This is a genomic window from Pseudomonas sp. S2_F03 (genome assembly GCF_054668335.1).
Genome location: NZ_CP162759.1, coordinates 2,121,871 through 2,144,134 on the forward strand (window position 1 = coordinate 2,121,871; position 22,264 = coordinate 2,144,134).

Genomic DNA, 22,264 nt, shown 5'->3' on the forward strand with positions numbered 1-22,264 from the left:
TGATGATTGTTTTTTGAACAGCTCTTCTGAAACCATCGAAGATCAACTGTGGGAGCGGGCTTGCCCGCGATGAGGCCGGCAAATTCAAAGTCTTTGTTGACTGACACTCCGCTATCGCGGGCAAGTCGGATCGCCGCACCGCCACTCCCACAGTAATTGGGTACTGCTAGAATGCGCGGCTATTCCGCCACACTGCAGCGCTCATCATGACCCAGCCGTCGAATCCACCCTCCCCTCAAGTCGCCATCATCGGCGGTGGCCCTGCCGGCCTGATGGCGGCGGAAGTCCTGAGCCAGGCCGGGATCAAGGTCGACCTCTACGACGGCATGCCTTCAGTGGGACGAAAATTCCTGCTGGCCGGTGTCGGCGGCATGAACATCACCCACTCCGAAGCCTATCCGGCGTTTCTTTCGCGCTACGCCGAGCGCGCCCCGCAGATTGCACCGCTGCTGCGCTCCTTTGGCGCCGACGCGCTGTGCCAATGGATTCATGACCTGGGTATCGAAACCTTTGTCGGCAGTTCCGGCCGGGTGTTTCCGACCGACATGAAAGCCGCGCCGCTGTTGCGGGCCTGGCTCAAACGCCTGCGAGACGCCGGCGTAGTTATCCACACCCGCCACCGCTGGCTCGGCTGGAATACCGATGGCAGCCTGAGAGTCTCAAGCCCCGAGGGTGAAAAAAACCTGGCGCCGGACGCCACGCTGCTGGCCCTCGGTGGCGGCAGTTGGTCGCGCCTGGGTTCGGACGGTGCCTGGATGCTGCCACTGGATCAGCGCGGAGTAGGATTGGCGCCATTGCAACCGAGTAATTGCGGCTTCGAGGTGCAGGCCTGGAGCGAACTGATGGTCAGTAAATTCGCCGGCGCCCCGCTGAAAAACATCGCCATCGGCCTCAATGACGACGTTCCACGGCTCGGCGAATGCGTGATCACCGCCACCGGGATTGAAGGCAGTTTGATCTACGCCCTCTCGGCACCGATTCGCGATGCCATCAACCAGCACGGCTGCGCAACTATTCATCTCGACCTGCTGCCCGGCAGGCCTGTGGATAAAGTGCAGGCGGCACTGAGCAAACCTCGCGGTTCACGCTCGATGGCCAAACACCTGCACAGTCAGCTGGGCATTGATGGGGTCAAAGCAGCGTTACTGCGTGAACAGACCCCGGCCGACTGCTTCAGCGACACGGCGCTGCTGGCCAAAGCGATCAAGGCGTTGCCACTGACGCTGGTAAAAACCCGTCCACTGGACGAAGCCATCAGCAGTGCTGGCGGTGTGCTGTTCGAGTCAATGGATGAGCGATTGATGCTCAAGCAACTGCCTGGCGTGTTCTGCGCGGGGGAGATGCTGGACTGGGAAGCGCCGACGGGCGGCTACCTGCTGACCGCGTGTTTCGCCAGCGGGCGTGCGGCGGGGATGGGGATGGTGGAGTGGTTGAAACACCGCCACTGATGATCGTTCCCACGCTCTGCGTGGTAACGCAGCCCGGGACGCTCTGCGTCCCAACAGCGGACGCAGAGCGTCCATTGAGGCATTCCCACGCGTAGCGTGGGAACGATCACCTCGCCGCAGCTGTTAAGGCTTACGCTTACGCGGCCCGGTGTTGAACACCGGCACTTTACGCACAGGTTTGATCGAAGGCTCCGGCGCCGAAGCATCCCCGCTCTCAACCCACTTGCCCAGGTTGCGCTTGCCGCCACCGGAGGTCTTTGGCTTCTTCGGTTTTTTCGGCTTCTTGACGACCTGACCGCTGGCATCGGTGTCCGGCACGCGGTGTTCTGGTTCGAAGTCGGGCTCCACTTGCCGAGGCAATGTCTGACGGGTCAACGTCTCGATGGCCGACAGCAAATTCACTTCATCGGCACACACCAACGAAATGGCCTGCCCAGTGGCGCCCGCACGGCCGGTACGACCGATGCGGTGGATGTAGTCTTCGGCCACGATCGGCAGGTCGAAGTTGACCACCAGCGGCAAGTCTTCGATGTCCAGACCACGGGCCGCGACGTCCGTCGCCACCAGGATCTGCACTTCGCTGGCCTTGAAACGGTCCAGTGCGCGCTGGCGCGTTGCCTGTGGTTTGTCGCCGTGAATGCCGTCGGCATTGACGCCCAGGCCCTGAAGTTTTTCCACCAGTGCGTCCACACCGTTACGGGTCTTGGCGAACACCAGCACTTGCTTCCACTTGCCCTTGCGCAGCAAGTGAATGAACAACTCCGGCTTGCGCTTCTTGTCGACCGTCACGACCCACTGTTTCACCGTGTTGGCGGCCACGTTACGCGGGCTGACTTCGATGCTCAGCGGGTCGTTGAGCATTTGCCCGGCCAGCGTGCGGATCGCATCGGAGAACGTCGCCGAGAACAACAGCGTCTGACGCTTCTTCGGCAGCGCCTTGTAAATGTTCCCCAGCTCCTCGGAAAAGCCCAGATCGAGCATGCGATCCGCTTCGTCCAGCACCAGGGTTTGCAGCTGATTGAACTTCAGCGCGTTCTGACGGAACAGGTCGAGCAAACGGCCCGGCGTCGCCACCAGCAGATCGACGCCGCTGCGCAGTTTCATCATTTGCGGGTTGATGCTGACACCGCCGTACACCGCGTAAGTGCGCAACGGCAGATTCTCGGCGTACTGGCTCACGGCTTCGTGAACCTGTTCCGCCAGCTCACGGGTCGGCACCAGAATCAGTGCGCGCACCGAGTTCGCGGTGACTTTCGGCCCTTCCATGGCCAGCAATTGCAGAAGCGGCAGCGCAAAACCGGCGGTCTTGCCGGTGCCGGTCTGAGCGGCGGCCATCAGGTCGCGACCGGCCAGCACCGCCGGAATGGCTTGCGCCTGAACCGGCGTCGGGGTCTGGTAGCCGAGCGTCTCGAGAGAGCGCAGCAAGGGTTCGATCAGGCCAAGGGTGGCGAAAGTCATGGGAGTACCGTAGGAAAATTCAGCGCGGGTTTTTCAAAACAAGTGTGCAAAACAAGATGCAATGGCGCGCAGTTTACCCTAATTCACTCGCGATTCTGTCGGCGCGGCTACAGTCGGCTGCACAGGCGTACGACGCCACTGCGGCAAACCGATCAACACCACGGCGCTGATGATCACCAGCATCGCCAGCCCTTCTTCGATCCCTATGGTCTCGCCGACAAACACGATCCCCAACAACACCGCCACCGCCGGATTGACGTAGGCATAACTGGTGGCAGCCGCCGGACGCACATGTTTCAGCAGGTACATGTAGGCGTTGAACGCGATGATCGAACCGAAGACGGTCAGGTACGCCAGCGCCGCCCAGCCTTCGATCGGTGGCATGCCTTGCAGATGCTCACCGCTGACCGCGCTGCCGATCAGCAACACCACGCCGCCCACCAGCATTTCCACGGCACTGGCCATGGCACCCTGGGGCAACGGCAAATGTTTACTCCACACTGAACCGAACGCCCAGGAGGCGGCGGCAAACACCAGCAATGCCGCGCCCAACGGACTCGATTGCAGATTGGAGCCGAGGTTGAGCATGGCGATGCCGATCAGTCCGAGCACAATCCCGGCCCATTCCAGGCGAGTATTACGCGCGCCCCAGAAATAGCCGCACAGCAAGGTAAACAGCGGCACCGTCGCTACCGCCAACGCCGCGACACCAGAGGCCACGCCCGTGTGCTCCGCCACGCTGACCGCGCCGTTGCCGCAGCTGAGCAGCAAAATCCCGATGATCCCCGCCGCTTTCCACTGCGCCCAGGTGGGTGCCGGCGCCCCGCGCCAGCGCAGGAAGGCGTACATCAACGACCCGGCGATCACGAAGCGGACCCCGGCGAGCAACAGCGGCGGCCAGTATTCCACGCCGATGCGAATCACCAGGTACGTCGAGCCCCAAATCACGTACAAGGCGAAAAAGGCAGCGATCAACGGTAAGGGAAAGCGACGAAGGCCAGGCATGGTGCGCTCGCAGGCAAAGACAAGAGAACCGCTATTCTAGAAAGGCCAACGGCTAAAAATAAGTTACAAAACCTGTTTATAGCGCCGGTACACTTTTCAAAGAACGGTGATTATCGATATAAACCGTGCTTTCGAAAGTCAGTCACTTTTCAGGAAGACGACCATGGACAAATACGACCGCATGCTGCTCAGTGCCCTGCTGGAAAACGGTCGTGCGTCCTACGCCGACCTCGCACGCAAAGTCAACCTGTCCGCCCCGGCCGTGGCCGAGCGTGTGGCCAAGCTGGAAGCCAGCGGTGTGATCACCGGTTATCAGGCAAAAGTCGACATGGCCAAGCTCGGCTTGCCGATCCAGTGCATCATCGAGCTGCGCTTGAACCAGCATGGCAATCAAAAGGCCTACGACGACCTGATCAAAATCCCGCAACTGACCGAATGCCACCGGGTGACCGGCGATCCGTGCGTGATCATGCAAGCGGCGGTGGGCTCGATGCCGGAGCTGGAGGAGTTGATCAACCGGATTGCCACGTTTGGCTTCAGCAAGACGTCGATTGTGTTGTCGAGTGCGATAGAGAAGCGCGTGCCGCTGGGGCACATCGAAGGCAATGGCTGTAGGAGCTGAGCTTGCTCGCGATGGCGGTTTAACAGTCAACATTGAGGGTGACTGGATCGTTCCCACGCTCTGCGTGGGAATGCAGCTCGGGACGCTCCGCGTCCCAAGAGCGGACGCAGAGCGTCCGATGAGGCGTTCCCACGCGGAGCGTGGGAACGATCAGGGACAGGGGAGTTTGCGGTGGTATTAGAACCCGCGATGGCGCTTGAGGTGTTCGTTGATCTTCGCCGCCGGCACTTTCTGCAAGCCGCACAGCAAATCATGGGACAACTCACGCAGCCCATGCCTGCGCTGCAATTCTTCCATCAAGTGCGTCGTCAGGTTCGCGGCCATCTCGGCATCAGCCATGGCCCGGTGAGCCTTGCCCGTATCGGGCAGGTTGGCAAATGTGGTGAGCGTGCCGAGCTTATGGTTCGGCGCGGCGGGCATCAGGCGCCGGGCCAGCAGCAGCGAGCAGGCAAAGTTCTGCAAACGCGTACGTTTGATCCGCCCCAGTTCGAAGTCCCAGAACTTCTGGTCGAACGCCGCATTGTGCGCGAGCAACGGAGTGCAGCCGACGAACTCGTTCACCTCGTTCATCACCTGCTCCGCCGACGGCGCGGTGCGCAGCATGGCGTTGCTGATGCCGGTCAGTTGCTCGATGAACGCCGGGACGCGCACGCCCGCATTCATCAAGCTTTGGTAACGCTCGACGATGCGCCCCTCTTCAAGGATGACCACGGCAATTTCCGTGGCCCGGCAGCTGCTGCTCGGGGAGATCCCGGTGGTTTCAAAGTCGATGACTGCGATGCGTTCCAAACCTGTTTCAACTCCGTAAAAATCAATTCTTGAGCAGCAAGGCGCCTTCGATTGGCACATAACGACTGGCGGCGCGGATCAGCGAGTTGGCGGTCAGGCCCGGTACGCCATAGGCCACCGCTTGCACCCCGTGTTTGCTGATGATGCGTTCCAGCAGCATGTCGAAATCACCGTCACCGGAGGCCAGCACCACTTCGTCGACATGATCGGCGGCGTCCATGATGTCGAGGGTGATGCCCACGTCCCAGTCGCCCTTGGCCGAGCCGTCGCTGCGCTGGATATAGGGCTTGAGCTTCACGGTGAAACCGAGATTGCGCAGGATCTGCTGAAACTGTTGCTGCTTGCTGTCACCGCGATCGATCGCGTAGGCATAGGCCTCGACGATCTCGCCCTGTTTGCTGATGTCAGCCCACAACGCGGCGTAGTTGAAGTGGCAACCGTAGGCCTGACGCACGGTGTAATAGAGGTTTTGAACATCGGCGAACACTGCGATTTTTTTCACCGCGGGCTTCCTCTTGGCGCACAGGCGCGCAGGCGAGATCAGGCACCTGGCCCGAAAAGTTGCCCAGTATGCCAGCCCGAAGGATTGTTCCGCGAATAATCGGCCCGGGGCACGGTCGCGCCCCGGACGAATGGCATATCAGACGAAGGAGTCGTCGTCGCTGCCGAAGAACGATGAGTCGTCATCGCTGTAGTCAGTGTTGGCAAAACCGCCCTGATCGTTGGAGTTGTCGGCCATGCGCTGGTCATCGCCCCAGCCATTGTTGCCCTGGTCATTGTTGCCCTGGTCATTGACCGGAGCCGGTTCTTCCTTGATGACTTCAACCACTTCCGGTTGCTGATTGTGATGGAACAGGCTGCTGATGCCTTGTGCCAGCATCACGCCACCCGCCACGCCCGCCGCCGTTTTCAGCGCACCGCCGAGAAAACCGCTGCCCGCCGCCGGCGCTTGCTGCTGAGGTGCGTAATTTTGTTGGGGTGGTGCGGTACCAAAGCTCTGCTGTGGCGCTTGTGAGTTGAACGATGGCCGTGCCGGTTCACGCCAGCCACCGGTGGACGGCGGTGCGCTCTGGGTCGGGGCCGGCTGCGGATCACGGGCGCTGCTGCCGAAGATGCCCGACAAAAAGCCACCACTGCTCGGGGCCGGGGCCGCTGTCTGTGCCTTGGCCGATTGCAGTTCGGCCTGCAATTGCTGCACTTGCTGGGTGAGTTGTTTGTTCTGTTCGTCGAGGCTCTTGATGGCGGCTTCTTGAACCAGAATGGCCTGGGTCATGAAATAGCCGGCCGCAGGCTGGCGAGTCAGGTGCTCCTTGATCCGCGCCTCGGCCTGGGCGTCGCGCGGGGCTGAATCCGTTTCGGCCTGTTGCAGCCGGGAAAACAGTCCATCGATCAGGGTTTGTTCTTCGCTGTTCATGGCGACCTCGTAGATTGCCGGGGAAATCGTTGTCCTTTTCCAAAGAGGATAAGGTGCTCGACCTTAATGGAGACTGAAACAAGTTGTTTCAATGAGCTTTACCTAACGTTTACGTTTGCGTTTCCAAGTGTTTCATCGGTTAAAGTGGACCACTGCTTCCAACCTGCGATACCGACTGATGAATCCGTTCGACGTGCTGCGTGACTCCTTGTATTTCTTCAAGCGCAATCTGGGCCAGATCGTGCAACTGTGCTTGCCGCTGGTGATCTTCGAGGCGCTGCTGCAACAAGTGGTCGACCACTCCACCGAACCGGACAGTTTCCCCGGCGTCAGCGTGATCGTCGGCTTGCTGGTTTATCCGCTGTACACCGCCGCCCTGATCCTGTTTCTCGACGCCCGCAGCCGGGGTGAATCACCGCGCAATCGCGACCTGCTGGCGAGGTCCGCCTACTTGTGGCCGCGCTTCGCCCTGCTGACGGCGCTCAATACCCTGCTGATTCTGCTCGGCCTTTCGCTGTATTTCCTGCCGGGCATCTGGCTGATGGTGACGTTGGCGTTCGGCGAGTATTTGCTGGTGCTGCGCGGCATGACCCCACTGGCGGCCATGAAAGAAAGCCTGCGCCTGACCCGCGGCCATTTCATGCGCATTCTGGTGTGCATCCTGTGCGTGATGGCCCCGTTGTGGCTGCTCAAGGGTGCCACCCTCGCGGTGTACCCGGAGCCACAGAACCCGGTGATTTCCCTGCTGATCGACAGTGCTCACAGCTTCCTGCAACTGTTCACCAGCGTGGTGCTGTTCCGTTTGTTCATGCTGATCGGCGATGCACCCGAGCAGATTGACCGGCCACTTTGACTGCCTCCCCTGTAGCAGCTGGCGAAGCCTGCGTCCGGCTGCGTAGCAGTCGTCATCCAGCGCGTGCGGTTTACCTGATGCATCGTGGGCACCGATTTTACGACTGCTGCGCAGCCGGACGCAGGCTTCGCCAGCTGCTACAGGTGCGTGTTACGGCTATTGCGTTTGGCCCTTGGGCTTACGTCCGACGCTCGGTTATGCTCGGGCCATCTTTTGTAACGCTATAAGCCGAGCCATGCCCCGTCTACTGCGCTACACCCTGCTAAGCCTTTTGACAGTCATCGGCTTTTTCGCACTGCTGATCTACAACCTGACGTGGCGCCCCGACGCCAAGGAAGTATTGCCGGTCAGTTGCAATGCCCATGCACCGACGCTGGTGCCCGGCCAGGCCTTGAAAGTGATGACCTGGAACGTTCAGTACCTGGCGGGCAAGCGCTATGTGTTCTGGAACGATCTGGCCCAGGGCGATGACGAAAGCCCCACCCCTGAAGACATGGCCTTCAGCCTCGATGAAGTGGCGCGGGTGATTCGCGACGAAAACCCCGACGTTGTGTTGTTGCAGGAACTCGATGACGGCGCCAAGGCCAGCGATTACCAGAACCAGTTCAAGCTCCTGCAAGAACGGGTCGCCGACCTGTATCCGTGCAGCGTCCGTGCCTTCGACTGGAAGGCCGACTTCGTGCCTGACCCACACATCTCCGGCAGTGTCGGTCGGCAACTGGCAACGCTCAGCCGTTACCAGATCGAACACGCCGAACGCCTGCAATTGCCGGTCGAACCGGCCAATTTCATCAGCCGACAATTCAAACCGAAAAACGCCGTGTTGGTCACTTATCTGCCGCTGAACGACGGCGGGCAGATGGCACTGCTCAATACCCATCTGGACCGCGCCACCCAGCCCGACGAAACACTGCAAGCCCAAGTGACAGCCGTCACCAAAGTCCTCGACAAGTTCGAAAGCCGTGGCACGCCGTGGCTGATTGGTGGCGACTTCAACCTGCTGCCGCTGGGGCAATTTCGCCGACTGCCCGACGAGCAACGCACCCCCTACTCCGCCGACAGCGCGCTACATGTGCTGTGGGACAAGTACCCGATGATTCCGACCAACAACGAAGCCAGCGGCGTCGATCGGGCACAGTGGCTGACGCATTACCCGAATGATCCAGGCTTGAGCGGCCCGGACCGGACGGTCGACTACCTGTTCTACAGCCCGCGCATCAAACGGGTCGAAGCAACGGTGAGGCAGGACGATACGTTGCGCATCTCCGATCACTTGCCGGTGATCGCAAGGTTCCTTTTGCCCGCCAACTGACAATGCAAAACCTGTAGGAGCCGGGCTTGCCCGCGATAGCGGTGTGTCAGGTTAAATACATGCCAACTGACAGAATGCAATCGCGGGCAAGCCCGCTCCCACAGGGATCGCGCAGGTTCAATGAACCTCTTCCAGATCGTCATGCAGCAGCCCGAAGATCTTGCGCTTCATGTCGATGAACGAGCGCTCCATGACCATGTCCAGAGTCCGTGGGCGTTCGATCGGCACGTCGAGAATCTGCTTGATCCGCCCAGGCCTGGCGCCCATCACGTAGACCCGGTCGCCGAGCAGAACCGCCTCGTCGATATCGTGGGTCACGAACAACACGGTCTTCTTGCTGTTACCCCAAACCCGCAGCAACAGCTGCTGCATTTGCAGGCGGGTCTGGCTGTCGAGCGCGCCGAACGGTTCATCCATCAGCAGGATCTGCGGATCATTGGCCAGCGCCCGGGCAATCGCCACACGCTGCATCATGCCGCCGGACAACTGCTTGGCGTAGTTGTCGGCAAACCCGGTGAGGCCGACTTCATTGACGTAGTAGTCGACGATTTCCTTGCGCTGTGCCGCCGCCATGCCGCGACGTTTGAGACCGAACTCGACGTTCTGGCGAACCGTCAGCCACGGGAACAACGTGTAGCTCTGGAACACCATGCCGCGATCCGCGCCCGGCCCCTGAACTTGCTGGCCACCGACGTAGATCTCGCCCTCCGTGGGCTCGTTGAGGCCGGCGGTGAGGTACAGCAGACTCGACTTGCCGCAGCCCGAAGGCCCGACCAGCACGGCGAATTGTTGATCCGGCACCTCGAACGACACCTGCTCCAGTGCGGTGAACATGCCACCGTCAGGTTTCTGATAGCGCAGGCTGACCTTGTCCACTTGCAGCCTTGGGGCGGCCTGTACCGGCGCGGCCGAGGGTGTGACGAAGCGAGGGTTGACGGCGCTTACTGAGCCCATGCGGCGATCCTCAGACGTAGGAAACGAAACAGTTGATCGGTGACCAGGCCCAACAGGCCGATGATCGCGATTGCCAGGAAAATCACATCCACTTGAAAGCCACGCATGGCTTTGAGGCTCAAGTAACCCAGGCCACTGGAAGCGGCGACCAGCTCAGCGACCACCAGGTAGGTCCAGGCCCAGCCCATGGTCACGCGCAAGGTGTCGAGCACACCCGGCAACGACGCCGGGGCGATCACATGCAGCACCGCATCGCGACGATTGGAACCGAGGGTATAGGACGCATTGATCAGGTCCTTGGAGATGCCCTTGGACACGTCCGCGATCATCACCAGTTGCTGGAAGAACACACCAAAGATGATCACCGAGACTCGTTGCTCCAGGCCGATACCAATCCACAAAATGAACAGCGGCACGAACGAGGTCACCGGCAGGTAGCGGATGAAATTGACCATCGGTTCAAGGAAGGCCTGAACGATGCGGAAGCTGCCCATCAACAACCCCAGCGGCACCGCCACCAGCGACGAGACAACAAAACCGACCACTACCACTTCGAGGCTGGCCCACACGTGCAGACCGAGTGTGCCGTCGCGACTCAGGCGCACGGCGGCCTCAACCACCGCGCCCGGCGTCGGCAGGAACATCCCCGGCACCACGCCACCGTAAGACAACCCGGCCCACAGACCGATCAATAGAACCCAGGCCAGACCGCTCGCGCTCCAGATGACCTGCACCGGCAGGCCAGTCTTGGGCGTGATGCAGCGGCTCAGCCATGAATTGCGCTTGAACATGCAAACCTCCTACAGCGGGCTGACGAAACGGTTGTCGATCAGGTCGTCATTGCTGACGTTGTAGGGCTTGCCCTGCAATTCACTGGCGGTTTCGTTGGCCAGTTTGATCAACGGTGCGCTGTCGCCCGGCTTGCCTGGCGAGCCGAGCAGTTTTTCGCTCATGGCCTGATCGTAGAAGCGCACGCCTTGCGCGGCGGCGGCCAGTTCCTTCGGATCGGCGAGGTAACCGCCGACGCCTTTGGCCATGATTTTGTAGGCTTCTTCGGGGTGTTCCTGGGTGTATTTCACCGCTTTGTACAACCCGGCGACCAAGGCTTTTACGTCTTCTGGCTGCTTCTCGATGACCGAGCAGTTCAGCGCAACCACGTCGACAATCACGCCCGGCGTGCTGCTGCTGTCGATCAACACCTTGCCTTGCTGCTTGTCACGGACCATCGACAGATGCGGCTCCCAGGTCACGGCGGCCGGCACGCGACCGGCGATGAACGCGGTCGCGGCGTCGTCAGCTGTCATGTTCTGCACGGTGATGTCGCTCATGGTCATGCCGTGTTTTTTCAGCAGATACGACAACCAGAACTGCGAGGTCGACCCTTCGTTCACCGCCACCGCCTTGCCTTTGAGCTCCTGCAAACTCTTGACGTCCTTGCCTACCAGCACGCCGTCGCCACCATGGCTGTCATCCAGTGCGGCGACCGCTTTGAAGCAGAATTGCGGACGGTATTTCAGCACTTCGTCGATGGTCGACGCCGAGCCCGACAATTCGCCCGAGGCTTGGGCGGCCATGTACATCGACGCTTCTTCGACGACGGGCAATTCAACGGTCAGACCGTTTTCCTTGAAGTAGCCCAGGTCCTGGGCGAGGTAGAGGGTGCCGTAACCGACCCACGTGGTATGGCCGATGGACAGGGTGCCGGCCTGGGCACTGGTCGCGACCGTGGCGGCAATGGCGGTGACCGCCAGGGGATGAGCGAAACGGGTAAGCAAGGACTTGATCATGGAGCACTCCCAAAGCTGTTGATTTAGTTTTGATGGGCAGTACGGCCAGTGGCCTTGGACATCAGCTGTCACCTGAGGTCTCTGATGGACCTTTCGGTGAGCAGCGTTCGGCTGACTGGCGAAGTCGATGTTGGCCCAAGGCCGGGAATAGGAAAATCAGGAAATATGTCGTTGGGAGTGATGAAAAAACTGGGTAGTGCGCACGGTCAAAGGGCATTGCGGGCGGGGATGCCCAAGGAGGGTGCAAGACTGAAAAAGTGTAGCGATTGGACAATAGCTATCGCGGGCAAGCCCGCTCCCACAGGTCCTGTGCCGTACCAAATTTTTGCAACCGACACACATTTCTGTGGGAGCGGGCTTGCCCGCGATAAGGTCCGCAGGACCTTCCAGCAATATCAGAGGCGGCCGTATTCCTGAGCCGTGCGATCCACCGCTTTCAGGGTTTTACCCACCAACTCATCAACCTCTTCCCGAGTGGCAATCAACGCCGGCGCCATGATCATCCGCCCCAGCGTCGAGCGAATAATCACGCCCTCTTCAAAGCCGATCGTGCGGCAACGCCAGGCGATGTCATTCTCGTTGGCAAAGCGCTTGCGACTGGTTTTGTCCTCGGCCAATTGCAGCGCCGCCACCATGCCGACACCCTGGATATCACCCACCAACGGGTGATTGCCGAACACCTCGCGCAAGCACTGTTGCAGGTACGGGCCGATGTCATCCTTGACCCGCGTCACCACGCCCTCATCACGCAACGCCTTGAGGTTGGCTATCGCCACCGCCGCCGCCACCGGGTGCCCGGAATAGGTCAGGCCGTGGGCGAATACCCCGCCCTGCTCCACCAGCACCTGGGCCATTTTCTTCGACAGAATCAACCCGCCCATGGGGATGTAACCCGAAGTCAGGCCCTTGGCGATGGACAAGGTGTCCGGCTCGAAACCGAAGTGTTCATGGGCGAACCATTCGCCGGTGCGACCAAAGCCGCCGATCACTTCGTCGGCGCACAACAGCACGTCGTACTTGCGGCAGATGCGCTGGATTTCCGGCCAGTAGCTCTCTGGCGGAAAGATCATCCCGCCCGCGCCCTGGAACGGTTCGGCGATGAAACCTGCGACCTTGTCGGCGCCCAGTTCGAGAATCTTCGCTTCCAGTTGCTGCGCGGCCCGCAGGCCAAATTCAGCCGGCGTCAGGTTACCTTCGTGGGCGAAAAAGTACGGTTCATCGATGTGTTCGATGTCGGGAAGCATGCCGCCCATTTCGTGCATGAACTTCATGCCACCGAGCGCCGTCGCGGCCAGGGTCGAACCGTGGTAACCGTTCCAGCGCCCGATCATGACTTTCTTCTCGGGCTTGCCGAGGATCGTCCAGTAACGGCGCACGGTGCGAATCAACACCTCGTTGGCCTCGGAGCCGGAGTTGGTGTAGATCGCGTGGCTGTAGTGCCCCGGCAGCAGACTGAACAGCAGCTCCGACAGCTCGATGACCTGTGGGTGGGTGGTGTGGAAAAACATGTTGTAGTACGGCAGCTGCTCAAGCTGCTGAGTCGCCGCCGCCGCCAGATCCTTGCGCCCGTAACCGAGGTTGGTGCACCACAACCCGGACATGCCGTCCAGATAACGCCGACCGTCGTTGTCCCACAGGTGCAGGCGCTCGCCACGCACCATCACCCGGGGTCCTTCGTCATTGAGTGCCTTTTGATCGACGAATGCGTGGATGTGGTGCGCAGCGTCGGCGGCCTGGTAGTCGCGGGTTTCACGTGGTGATGTCATCGCCAGTTCTCCGTTTTGTTATTAGCGGCTGTTATGAGCGCAGCTGAAACCAGGTGGTTTTCAACTGGGTGTATTTATCGAATGAATGCAGCGACAAGTCACGACCGAAACCGGACTGTTTGCCGCCGCCGAACGGCACGGTCACGTCGAGTGCATCGACGCTGTTGACCGAGACCGTCCCTGCTCGCAATTGCCGCGCCACACGGTGGGCGCGATTGAGGTCATCGGTCCACAGCGAAGCCGCCAGACCGTAGACGCTGTCGTTGGCCAGTTGCAAGGCGTGGGCCTCGTCATCGAACGCCGTGACGGCCAGCACCGGGCCGAACACCTCGTCGCGAAACAGCGGCATGTCCGGGCTCACACCCGTAAAAATCGTCGGTTGGATGAAGTTGTCAGAGCCGTTGAAGATCGACTGCCGGCCACCGCACACCTTGGTCGCGCCCTGACGTTCGGCTTGCTGGATGAACTTCATGATGCGCGCGGTCTGGCGGCTGTCGACAATCGCCCCGGCGCCGCTCGCCGGGTCCAGCGGATCACCCGGCAGCCAGCGTTCGGCCTGCGCCATGAGGCGCTCGACAAATTCGTCATGAATCGAACGCTCCACCAGCAATCGCGAGTTGGCCGAGCAGACTTCGCCCTGATTGAAGAAGATCCCGAACGCGGCTTTCTCGGCGGCCAGGTCCAGGTCCTGACAATCGGCGAACACCAGGTTCGCGCTCTTGCCGCCGCACTCCAGCCACACCTGTTTCAGGTTCGATTGCGCGGAATACTGCATGAAGTATTTGCCGACTTCGGTGGAACCGGTGAACACCAGGCAATCCACGTCCGGGTGCAAACCAAGGGCTTTGCCGGTCTGCTCGCCGAGGCCGGGCAGCACGTTCAACACGCCTGCCGGCAAGCCTGCTTCGAGCGCCAGTTCGGCCAGGCGCAACGCAGAGAACGGTGATTGCTCGGCGGGTTTGAGAATCACCGAATTGCCAGCGGCCAAGGCCGGCGCGAGTTTCCACGCGGCCATGTCCAGCGGGAAATTCCACGGCACCACGGCAGCGACCACGCCCAGTGCTTCACGGGTAATGGTTGCCAGGACGTTCTGCGCACTGGGTGCGATCTGGTCGTAAAGTTTGTCGAGGCTTTCCGCGTACCAACGAAACACCCCGGCGGCGCCCGGCACGTCGATGTTGTAGGCGTCCATCACCGGTTTGCCCATGTTCAGCGAGTCCAGCAGTGCCAGTTCTTCGCGATGGGTCATGATCAGGTCAGCCAGGCGCAGCAGCACTTGCTTGCGCTCAATGGGCGAACGCGCCGACCACGTGCCGGCGTCGAACACCTGTCGTGCATTGCTGACCGCAGCGTTGACCTCTTCGTCGCCGCACGCGGTGACGTTGGCCAGGCATTGGCCAGTGGCGGGGTTGATCGCGGCGAACGTCTGGCCGGACTGTGCCGCACGAAGTTTGCCGTCGATCAAGGCCCGGTCGGGAAACTGCAGCGCAGCGGCTTTGTGTTGCCAGTATGCAAGCTCGAACACGTTCAGATGCTCCAGGGGCTTTTCTTGTGATTGGATGGTGGCCCAGCCCCGTGTCCACGAAAAATAGTAAAAATGTTTTCGCAGACCATGAAAAAACTGGGCAGCCAACCTCCCCCGTGGCGCGGTATGTGGTTATTGTTCAGGCACAACAACACCGTCGTCAGAACGGACGCAGTCGGCGCGAAATTTGCCTGGATGCCTGGATCATCCACCCCGAGGTTTGCCGTGGCTGCCTACAACTTGCGTCAACTGAAATACTTCATCACCACCGTCGAATGCGGCAGCGTCGCCGAGGCCTCGCGCAAGCTGTACATCGCCCAGCCGGCGATCTCCACGGCCATCAAAGGCCTGGAAGACAGCTTCGGCGTGCAATTGCTGATCCGTCATCACGCCCAGGGCGTGTCCTTGACCCCGAGCGGTGCGCGCTTCTACCGCAAGGCTCAGGAGCTGCTGCGCATGGCCAAGGAGTTCGAACAGAACGCCCTGGCCGACAACGACGTGGTGGCCGGGCAAATCGATATCGGCTGCTTCGAAACGGTCGCGCCGCTGTACTTGCCGCAACTGATCGCCGGGTTCTCGGCGCTGTATCCGGGGGTGAAAATCCGCATCCGCGACGGTGAGCAGCAAGAGCTGGTACAAGGCCTGACGTCGGGCACGTTCGACCTGGCGATCCTGTACGAGCACGACCTCGACGCCACCATCCAGACCGAACCGCTGATGCCGGCGCAGCGACCTTATGCGCTGCTGCCGGCGGATCATCGCTTTGCCCAGCTCAAGCAAGTGTCGCTGCGCGATCTGTGCCTGGAGCCGATGATTCTGCTGGATGTGCAACCGAGCCGGACCTACTTCGTCAGCCTCTTCGAAGAATTGAACCTGTCGCCGAACATTGCCTTCAGCTCACCGTCAATCGAGATGGTCCGGGGCATGGTCGGCCAAGGGTTCGGCTTTTCGATCCTGGTCACGCGGCCGCATTCGGAGTGCACCTACGACGGCCAGAAAGTGGTGTGCGTGGACATCGTCGAAGACGTCACCGGCTCAGGGCTGGTGGCAGCGTGGCTCAAGCGCGGGCAACTGACCAAACCGGCGCAGTTGTTTGCCGATTATTGCCGGGAGCAATTGACCGCCAAGGCCCAGACCAAACCTTGATCGTTATTTGATCGTTCCTACGCTCCGCGTGGGAATGGATCCCGTGACGCTCCGCGTCACAAAGGCGGACGCAGAGCGTCCATGGCGGCGTTCCCACGCAGAGCGTGGGAACGATCAGAGTAAACGTTACTTACGGGGTTTGATCCGCGCCGTCGCTTCGGCCACCAGCGGATCGTCCGGCCAATAGTGCTTCGGATACCGCCCCTTCAAATCCTTTTTCACCTCGGCATAGGTGCTGCGCCAGAAGTTCGCCAAATCCTGCGTCACCTGCACCGGGCGCCGCGCAGGCGACAGCAGGTGCAGCTTGACCACTTGCCGGCCACCGGCAATGCGCGGTGTCTCGGCCAGGCCAAACAGTTCCTGCAAACGCACCGCCAGAATCGGCGGCTGTTCGCTGTAATCCAGACGAATCGAAGAACCCGACGGTACGCTCAGATGATGCGGCGCCTGCTCGTCCAGCCGTTGCGGCAGCGGCCACGGCAGCAGGTTGTGGACGATGCTCGACAAGTCCAGATTGGCGAAGTGACTGAGCCGCGAGACTTTGCCCAGATACGGCATCAGCCACTGTTCCAGATTTTTCAGCAGGGCGACGTCGCTGACATCCGGCCACTCACTGTCGCCCTTGCCGGTAAGGTCCAACTGGCGCAACAACGCGACCCGCGCCTGCCACTGACGCAGCTCCGGCGTCCATGGCAACAGCTCCAGGCCTTTGCGCCGCACCAGGTTCACCAAAGCCTGGCTGCGAGCGGTTTCATCAAGGCCGGTCAACGGTTCGCGGCTGAGGATCAACTCGCCCACCCTGCGCTGACGCTCGGCGCGCAGCACGCCTTCGCGCTCGTCCCAATCCAGTTGATCGACGTTGCGCACTTGCTCGGCGAGCACCGTGTCGAACAGTGCCGGATCGAAATCCGCCGCCAGATAAATTCGTTCTTCACGCTGGCCCTGACGACTGCCGAGATCGGCGACCACCAGCCACGGTTGCTTCATCAAACTGTCCGCTTCGGCGAACAGCGCCGCACGGCCGTTGGCCAGGCGATATTCCGCGCCACCGGCCCGTCGTTGCTGGGCCACGCGGTCGGGATAGGCCAGCGCCAGCAACGCGCCGAGCCAGCGTGAATGATCGGGATCGCTGACCGGTTCCGACGCTTTGCCGCGCAAATAACCACGATATTGCCGCGCCAGTTGCCGGGCCCGTTGAACGCCACCCTGAGCACCGCGCGCGGCGCGTTCTTCGCCGGACAACAGCACCAAGCGGCTGTGCAGATCCGCCCCGGCGCCGCGCAAGATATCGCGCTCGCCGAGCAATGCCGCGACATCGCAGGCCATGTCGGCCAAACCGAGCGCCTGCCCGCGCAACAGCAAATGCGCGATGCGCGGATGCGCCGGCAGTTCAGCCATGGCCTGACCGTGACGGGTCAATGTGTCGCCATCCAGCGCGCCCAGACGATCCAGCAAATCCTGCGCCTGTGCATAAGCAGCGGCCGGCGGTACATCCAGCCAAACCAACTGACCCGGTGTCACGCCCCAGCGTCCCAGTTGCAACGCCAGGCCCGCGAGATCGGCCGAGAGAATTTCCGCACTGGCATACGCCGCCAGTTGTTCGTGTTGATCCTGCGACCACAGGCGATAACACACGCCCGGCTCCAACCGCCCGGCCCGGCCCGCGCGTTGAGTGGCACTGGCTTTGGAAATGCGCTGGGTGTCGAGGCGAGTCATGCCGCTGCCGGGGTCGAAACGCGGCACTCGCGCCAACCCGGCATCAATGACCACGCGCACGCCATCGATCGTCAGGCTGGTCTCGGCGATGTTGGTCGCCAGCACCACTTTGCGTTTGCCTGCGGGTGCCGGGTCGATCGCGGCTCGCTGCGCGGCCAGGTCCAGTTCGCCGTGCAACGGGCAAAGCAGCACCGGCGTGTTGTCGCCCAGCGCATCGGCCAATTGTTGATGGACTCGACGGATTTCCGCTTGCCCCGGCAGGAACACCAGAAGGCTGCCGGTTTCATCGTTCAAGGCCTCGAGGACGGTTTGCACCAGGCGCGGCTCGATGAACTCACCGGGCTGAAACGGCCGGCCCCAACACATCGTCACCGGGTACATGCGCCCTTCACTGCGCAGGATCGGCGCGTCGTCCAGCAACCCGGCCAGGCGTTCACCTTCCAGGGTTGCGGACATCAAGAGGATTTTCAGCGGTTGATCGTCGCGAAACAGCTCCCGGCCATTCAGGCTCAGGGCCAACGCCAGGTCAGCGTCGAGGCTGCGTTCGTGGAATTCGTCGAAGATCAGCAAACCCACGCCTTCCAGCGCCGGGTCATCTTGCAGGCGTCGCGTGAGGATGCCTTCGGTGACCACTTCGATGCGGGTGTTGGGCCCGACTTTGCTGTCCAGCCGAATCCGATAGCCGACGGTTTCACCGACCTTCTCGCCCAACTCACTGGCCAAGCGCTCTGCCGCCGCCCGCGCCGCCAAACGACGCGGTTCAAGCATCAGGATGGTCTGCCCGGCCAGCCAGGGCTCATTGAGCAAGGCCAAGGGCACGCGCGTGGTTTTACCGGCACCGGGCGGTGCTTCGAGCACGGCTTCGTGGCGTGTCGCCAAGGCTTCACGCAGGGCGGGTAAAACTTCATCAATCGGCAAAGAATTCATGCTGGCTCCCAAACAGAGCGGCGAGTATAACGACGAACTGCTCGACGTTTGTCGCGGTCCTAATTCATAACAACGACGCTTCGTTTTCCAGATGACTCAGGAGTTTTTCCATGCGTGTTCCCTTTCGCTTGATTGGCGGTGTATTGGTCGCGACCCTGCTGACCCAGGTTACGGCGTGCGGCTCGATTTTCTATCCCGATCGCCGTGGGCAAATTGACGGCAAGATCGACCCGGCTGTCGCGGCGCTGGATGCTGTGGGCCTGCTGTTCTACATCATCCCCGGCCTGATCGCCTTTGCCGTGGACTTCGCCACCGGGGCGATCTATTTCGAACCAGGCAAGACCGCACAGGTTGCTCCGGAAAAACTCAAGGAAGCGATCGGCGCCGACGGCAAGGTCGATAATCACAAGTTGCAGACTATTCTCGAAACAGAATTGGGCCGCAGCTTTCCGCTGGACGACCCACGCCTGATTCAACACAAGGGCAGCGCCCAGCAACTGGCCATGTTCGGCCTGCAACCCGCCGCGTAATCGGTTCACCCAAAGGAAAATGCCGCCCCTATGAATTCCAGCTCCGAACATGCCCGCCTGCTGCGGCTGGCGACCCGTGCCTCGGTGGCGGTGGCCTGTACGCTGATCGTCGCCAAAGGCATCGCCTGGTGGTTGAGCGGTTCGGTGAGCATGCTCGCCGGATTGACCGACTCGACGCTCGACGGCGTCACCTCGCTGCTCAACTTGCTGGCGGTGCATTACGCCTTGCGCCCGGCCGATGACGATCACCGTTACGGGCATGGCAAGGCAGAGTCGCTGGCGGGCATGGCTCAGGCGCTGTTCATTGGCGGCAGTGCGGTGCTGATTGCCCTGCAGGCCTTTGATCGGCTCCAGCATCCCGTACCGGTGGAAGCACCGTGGATCAGCATCGGGGTGATCGTATTTTCCCTGGTGCTGACGCTGGCATTGCTGATGCTTCAACACCGGGTGGTCAAGGCGACGGGCTCCAACGCGGTGCGTGCGGACTCGCTGCATTATCGTTCGGATCTGCTGCTCAACGGCAGCATTCTGGTGGCACTGGTGCTGGCCGGGTTTGGCTGGCATCAGCTGGATGCGTGGTTTGGCCTGGGCATTGCCATCTACATTCTGTGGAGCGCGATTCAGATCGCACGGGAAAGTTTTACGGTGTTGATGGATGAAGAACTGCCGCCCGAAGTCAGCCAGCACATGCTCGAACTGGCCTGCAGTGTGCCGGGGGTTTTAGGGGCGCATGACCTGCGCACGCGGATTTCCGGCAACCAGTGGTTCGTGCAATTGCACCTGGAGTTGCCGGGAAGTTTGACGCTGTCTGTCGCCCACGGCATCAGCGACCAGGCGGCCGATGCGATTCATGCCGCCTACCCGAAAGCCGAAGTGCTGGTGCACGCCGACCCGCAGGAAGTGGTGCTGGCCGCCAAGGCTCAGAACGTGACCTGATAACCGCGACTGCCGAGGCAATTGCCCTCGGCTTGTCGGTAGGCCTGGACCACCGCGGAGTCCGGTTGGTAGGTAGCGGTTCGCGGGTCGAAGCCACTCTGCTGCACCGCGTATTGGTAGCACTCGTAACCGTCTCGACTGATCTGCTCCGGCGACTGCCCGTTGGCCGGATACGCCTCCACGTCATAACTATTGCTGGCCGGTTGTTGCGCTTGCGGGCCTCCAACCGGAGGCTCGACCACCATGTAATCCTGAGTGCTCTCCTGATAGGCGTAATACGAGCCGGCCGCCAGAAACAGCATCGACCCGCCAATCAAGACTTGCTCGGCATAGTCAGGCAAATAGCTGACACGAATCCCGCGCGGCGGTTGCACCACGACATAGTGCGGCCCCAGCGGGCGATACCAGTAACCGCCGGAATAGAAGTAATCCATGCCACGGTAAGGCACGCGGTATTCGCGGTCCGGAAAGCGATCAATTTCCTGACCCGGACGGTATCGCGGCCCTGGTCCCCAGCCATTGCCATGCCCCGGCGGACGACCGCCCTGCCAGTGATTGTCATTGGTCGGCGCACCGGTGTAGCCATTCCAGTGCTGGTTGTAATCGTTACGCCGAGGCACATCCTGATAGTAACCACGCTGCGGTGGCTGGGTCTGGCGCACGGAGTCGGGGCGGCTGTGGATCGGCGGGTCAATCGGCAGGTCATTCGCTGGCAATTGCGGCGGCGGTGGCGGCGAGCGAACCCGGCTGTTGAAGTCCGGCGCAGGATGGTTCTGATTTTCCCGCTGGCCGTTGTTTTGACCCTGACCGTTGTGCTCGAACTGGCGGCTGTTGTCGCCACGAATGATGTCGTTGTTCTGCGGGTGCGGCTGATTGTTACCGCCATGCCCCTGACCGTTGCCCTGATGACCGCCGCCCTCATGCTGCCCGCCATCGGGACCACGGTTTTGTTGATCATCGGCCAGCGATTGCGCAGTGACACCGACACACAACAAACCAACACCGGCCAAACGCCAGATGCGCGACTTCATGCTTTTCCTCACTACGGGTTAGGGCCTGTACGTAAGACTGGGAAAGTTCAGGCCGGTTCTGAAACAGGTTATCAGTCGCGAAACTTATTTATTGAGGGCCGTGCAGAAATCGCAGGCAAAAGAAAAGGGAGACCCGTCGGCCTCCCTTTGAGAACTTCGTCCGTGCTCGACGCTTATGACGTCGGCTCACCTCACCCCGTCTTCTGGACAGTGTGCAGCTCGGGGGCCGGCACATCCCCGGTGGGGGTGGCGGCCGCGGCTGGCCTGATTGGGCGAGCCGCTGTGGACTGTTTGTCCGAGCAGTGATTCTGGTGATAAGAATAGGCCTGGGGCGCCGGCAGAGGATTGCGAAGATTGCTCAAATAAACATCACTTGCGCAATTTTTAACCTTGGATAGATAATCTGCCGCAATAGTTACGACAAAGGCCTCATTGATGAGCAAACTCGACCGATACGACTTGAGCATTTTGGCGGAATTGCAGCGTGATGCGCGCATCTCCAACCAGGAGCTGGCCGAACGCATCGGCTTGTCCCCCTCGCCTTGCTCGCGCCGGGTCAAGCAACTGGAGGACGACGGCTACATCACCCGCCAGGTCGCCCTGCTGGACCGTAAAATGCTCGGTTTGAGCCTGACGGCTTACGTGCTGATCGGCATGGACCGGCACACCCCGGAACGCTTCGAGAACTTCGAAGCGGCGATTCGTACATTGCCGCAAGTGCTGGAATGCAGCCTGGTGACTGGGATGGACGCCGACTATCAGCTCAAGGTGGTGGTGCCGGATATGGATCACTATCAGAAGTTACTGCTGGGGCACCTGACCCGGATTGAAGGGGTCACCAGCGTTCGTTCGAGCTTTGTGCTGAACCAGGTACTCAACAGCACTGAATTGCCCCTGACTCATCTGCGTAACTGAAGACGCTATCGCGAGCAAGCTTTGCTCCTACAGATCTGGTGCGGATTCGTGGCAGATGCAAACCCGTAGGAGCATGGCTTGCCCGCGATGGGGCCGGCACAGGCGACGAATAGCTGCGACACACCGCCGC

General features: G+C 61.0%; 20 protein-coding genes. 8 read left to right on the plus strand and 12 right to left on the minus strand.

Annotation, left to right across the window (positions count from 1 at the left end; all coding sequences use genetic code 11):
* The first annotated feature begins 206 nt into the window (after nt 1-206).
* Nucleotides 207-1,448 carry a TIGR03862 family flavoprotein gene (locus tag AB4N76_RS10060; RefSeq protein WP_460164429.1) on the plus strand — a complete coding sequence of 414 codons (1,242 nt, stop codon included), beginning with the start codon at nt 207-209 and terminating at the stop codon, nt 1,446-1,448.
* 123 nt (nt 1,449-1,571) lie between these two features.
* Here AB4N76_RS10060 and AB4N76_RS10065 read toward each other — a convergent pair whose 3' ends face one another.
* Together AB4N76_RS10065 and yedA are read right to left on the minus strand one after the other, a co-directional pair.
* Complete coding sequence (locus tag AB4N76_RS10065) at nt 1,572-2,906, minus strand: DEAD/DEAH box helicase (protein ID WP_460164430.1); 1,335 nt, start codon at nt 2,904-2,906, stop codon at nt 1,572-1,574.
* 78 nt (nt 2,907-2,984) lie between these two features.
* On the minus strand, nt 2,985-3,911 hold the full coding sequence (yedA, locus tag AB4N76_RS10070) for a drug/metabolite exporter YedA (protein WP_046028668.1): 927 nt from the start codon (nt 3,909-3,911) through the stop codon (nt 2,985-2,987).
* A 163-nt stretch (nt 3,912-4,074) separates the two neighbouring features.
* Here yedA and AB4N76_RS10075 point away from each other — a divergent pair, with 163 nt between their 5' ends.
* The gene (locus AB4N76_RS10075; RefSeq protein ID WP_046028670.1) at nt 4,075-4,533 is read left to right on the plus strand and encodes an Lrp/AsnC family transcriptional regulator; all 459 of its coding nucleotides are present in this window, start codon (nt 4,075-4,077) and stop codon (nt 4,531-4,533) included.
* 177 nt (nt 4,534-4,710) lie between these two features.
* On the opposite strand, the gene AB4N76_RS10080 is transcribed toward AB4N76_RS10075, so the two are convergent.
* The 3 genes from AB4N76_RS10080 to AB4N76_RS10090 form a co-directional block, all read right to left on the minus strand.
* A complete protein-coding gene (locus AB4N76_RS10080; RefSeq protein WP_046028672.1) occupies nt 4,711-5,322 on the minus strand; it encodes a 3'-5' exonuclease in 612 nt (203 codons plus the stop codon).
* A gap of 22 nt (nt 5,323-5,344) precedes the next feature.
* The gene (locus AB4N76_RS10085) at nt 5,345-5,824 is read right to left on the minus strand and encodes a LabA-like NYN domain-containing protein (RefSeq protein ID WP_007946629.1); all 480 of its coding nucleotides are present in this window, start codon (nt 5,822-5,824) and stop codon (nt 5,345-5,347) included.
* Nucleotides 5,825-5,962: 138 nt separating this feature from the next.
* Entirely contained in the window at nt 5,963-6,736 is a 774-nt protein-coding gene (locus tag AB4N76_RS10090) for a DUF2076 domain-containing protein (protein WP_046028675.1), read from the minus strand.
* Nucleotides 6,737-6,914: 178 nt separating this feature from the next.
* Between AB4N76_RS10090 and AB4N76_RS10095 the strand changes: the two genes are divergently transcribed.
* Both AB4N76_RS10095 and AB4N76_RS10100 read left to right on the plus strand, forming a co-directional pair.
* Entirely contained in the window at nt 6,915-7,589 is a 675-nt protein-coding gene (locus AB4N76_RS10095) for a YciC family protein (RefSeq protein WP_077431222.1), read from the plus strand.
* A gap of 235 nt (nt 7,590-7,824) precedes the next feature.
* Nucleotides 7,825-8,901, plus strand: coding sequence for an endonuclease/exonuclease/phosphatase family protein (locus AB4N76_RS10100; protein WP_460164431.1), 1,077 nt, complete (start codon nt 7,825-7,827; stop codon nt 8,899-8,901).
* 117 nt (nt 8,902-9,018) lie between these two features.
* On the opposite strand, the gene AB4N76_RS10105 is transcribed toward AB4N76_RS10100, so the two are convergent.
* The 5 genes from AB4N76_RS10105 to AB4N76_RS10125 form a co-directional block, all read right to left on the minus strand.
* Entirely contained in the window at nt 9,019-9,855 is an 837-nt protein-coding gene (locus AB4N76_RS10105) for an ABC transporter ATP-binding protein (RefSeq protein WP_077431220.1), read from the minus strand.
* Nucleotides 9,843-10,646 carry an ABC transporter permease gene (locus AB4N76_RS10110; protein WP_046028679.1) on the minus strand — a complete coding sequence of 268 codons (804 nt, stop codon included), beginning with the start codon at nt 10,644-10,646 and terminating at the stop codon, nt 9,843-9,845. Before AB4N76_RS10110 ends, AB4N76_RS10105 begins: the two co-directional genes overlap by 13 nt.
* Before the next feature lie 9 nt (nt 10,647-10,655).
* Nucleotides 10,656-11,642, minus strand: coding sequence for an ABC transporter substrate-binding protein (locus AB4N76_RS10115; protein WP_046028681.1), 987 nt, complete (start codon nt 11,640-11,642; stop codon nt 10,656-10,658).
* Between the two features lie 395 nt (nt 11,643-12,037).
* Nucleotides 12,038-13,408 (minus strand): aspartate aminotransferase family protein, encoded by a 1,371-nt coding sequence (locus tag AB4N76_RS10120; RefSeq protein ID WP_109786332.1) that lies wholly within the window; start codon nt 13,406-13,408, stop codon nt 12,038-12,040.
* A gap of 31 nt (nt 13,409-13,439) precedes the next feature.
* On the minus strand, nt 13,440-14,933 hold the full coding sequence (locus AB4N76_RS10125) for an aldehyde dehydrogenase (protein WP_046028686.1): 1,494 nt from the start codon (nt 14,931-14,933) through the stop codon (nt 13,440-13,442).
* A 225-nt stretch (nt 14,934-15,158) separates the two neighbouring features.
* Between AB4N76_RS10125 and AB4N76_RS10130 the strand changes: the two genes are divergently transcribed.
* Nucleotides 15,159-16,079 (plus strand): LysR substrate-binding domain-containing protein, encoded by a 921-nt coding sequence (locus tag AB4N76_RS10130; RefSeq protein ID WP_046028870.1) that lies wholly within the window; start codon nt 15,159-15,161, stop codon nt 16,077-16,079.
* A 126-nt stretch (nt 16,080-16,205) separates the two neighbouring features.
* On the opposite strand, the gene hrpB is transcribed toward AB4N76_RS10130, so the two are convergent.
* A complete protein-coding gene (gene hrpB, locus AB4N76_RS10135) occupies nt 16,206-18,722 on the minus strand; it encodes an ATP-dependent helicase HrpB (RefSeq protein WP_460164432.1) in 2,517 nt (838 codons plus the stop codon).
* A 110-nt stretch (nt 18,723-18,832) separates the two neighbouring features.
* Between hrpB and AB4N76_RS10140 the strand changes: the two genes are divergently transcribed.
* Together AB4N76_RS10140 and AB4N76_RS10145 are read left to right on the plus strand one after the other, a co-directional pair.
* On the plus strand, nt 18,833-19,252 hold the full coding sequence (locus AB4N76_RS10140; RefSeq protein WP_046028688.1) for a hypothetical protein: 420 nt from the start codon (nt 18,833-18,835) through the stop codon (nt 19,250-19,252).
* Between the two features lie 30 nt (nt 19,253-19,282).
* Nucleotides 19,283-20,188 carry a cation diffusion facilitator family transporter gene (locus AB4N76_RS10145; RefSeq protein ID WP_077431215.1) on the plus strand — a complete coding sequence of 302 codons (906 nt, stop codon included), beginning with the start codon at nt 19,283-19,285 and terminating at the stop codon, nt 20,186-20,188.
* Here AB4N76_RS10145 and AB4N76_RS10150 read toward each other — a convergent pair.
* The gene (locus tag AB4N76_RS10150) at nt 20,173-21,219 is read right to left on the minus strand and encodes a DUF6515 family protein (RefSeq protein ID WP_046028694.1); all 1,047 of its coding nucleotides are present in this window, start codon (nt 21,217-21,219) and stop codon (nt 20,173-20,175) included. The genes AB4N76_RS10145 and AB4N76_RS10150 overlap by 16 nt on opposite strands.
* A 435-nt stretch (nt 21,220-21,654) precedes the next feature.
* Here AB4N76_RS10150 and AB4N76_RS10155 point away from each other — a divergent pair, with 435 nt between their 5' ends.
* Complete coding sequence (locus tag AB4N76_RS10155) at nt 21,655-22,134, plus strand: Lrp/AsnC family transcriptional regulator (RefSeq protein WP_030129517.1); 480 nt, start codon at nt 21,655-21,657, stop codon at nt 22,132-22,134.
* Nucleotides 22,135-22,264 lie beyond the last annotated feature (130 nt).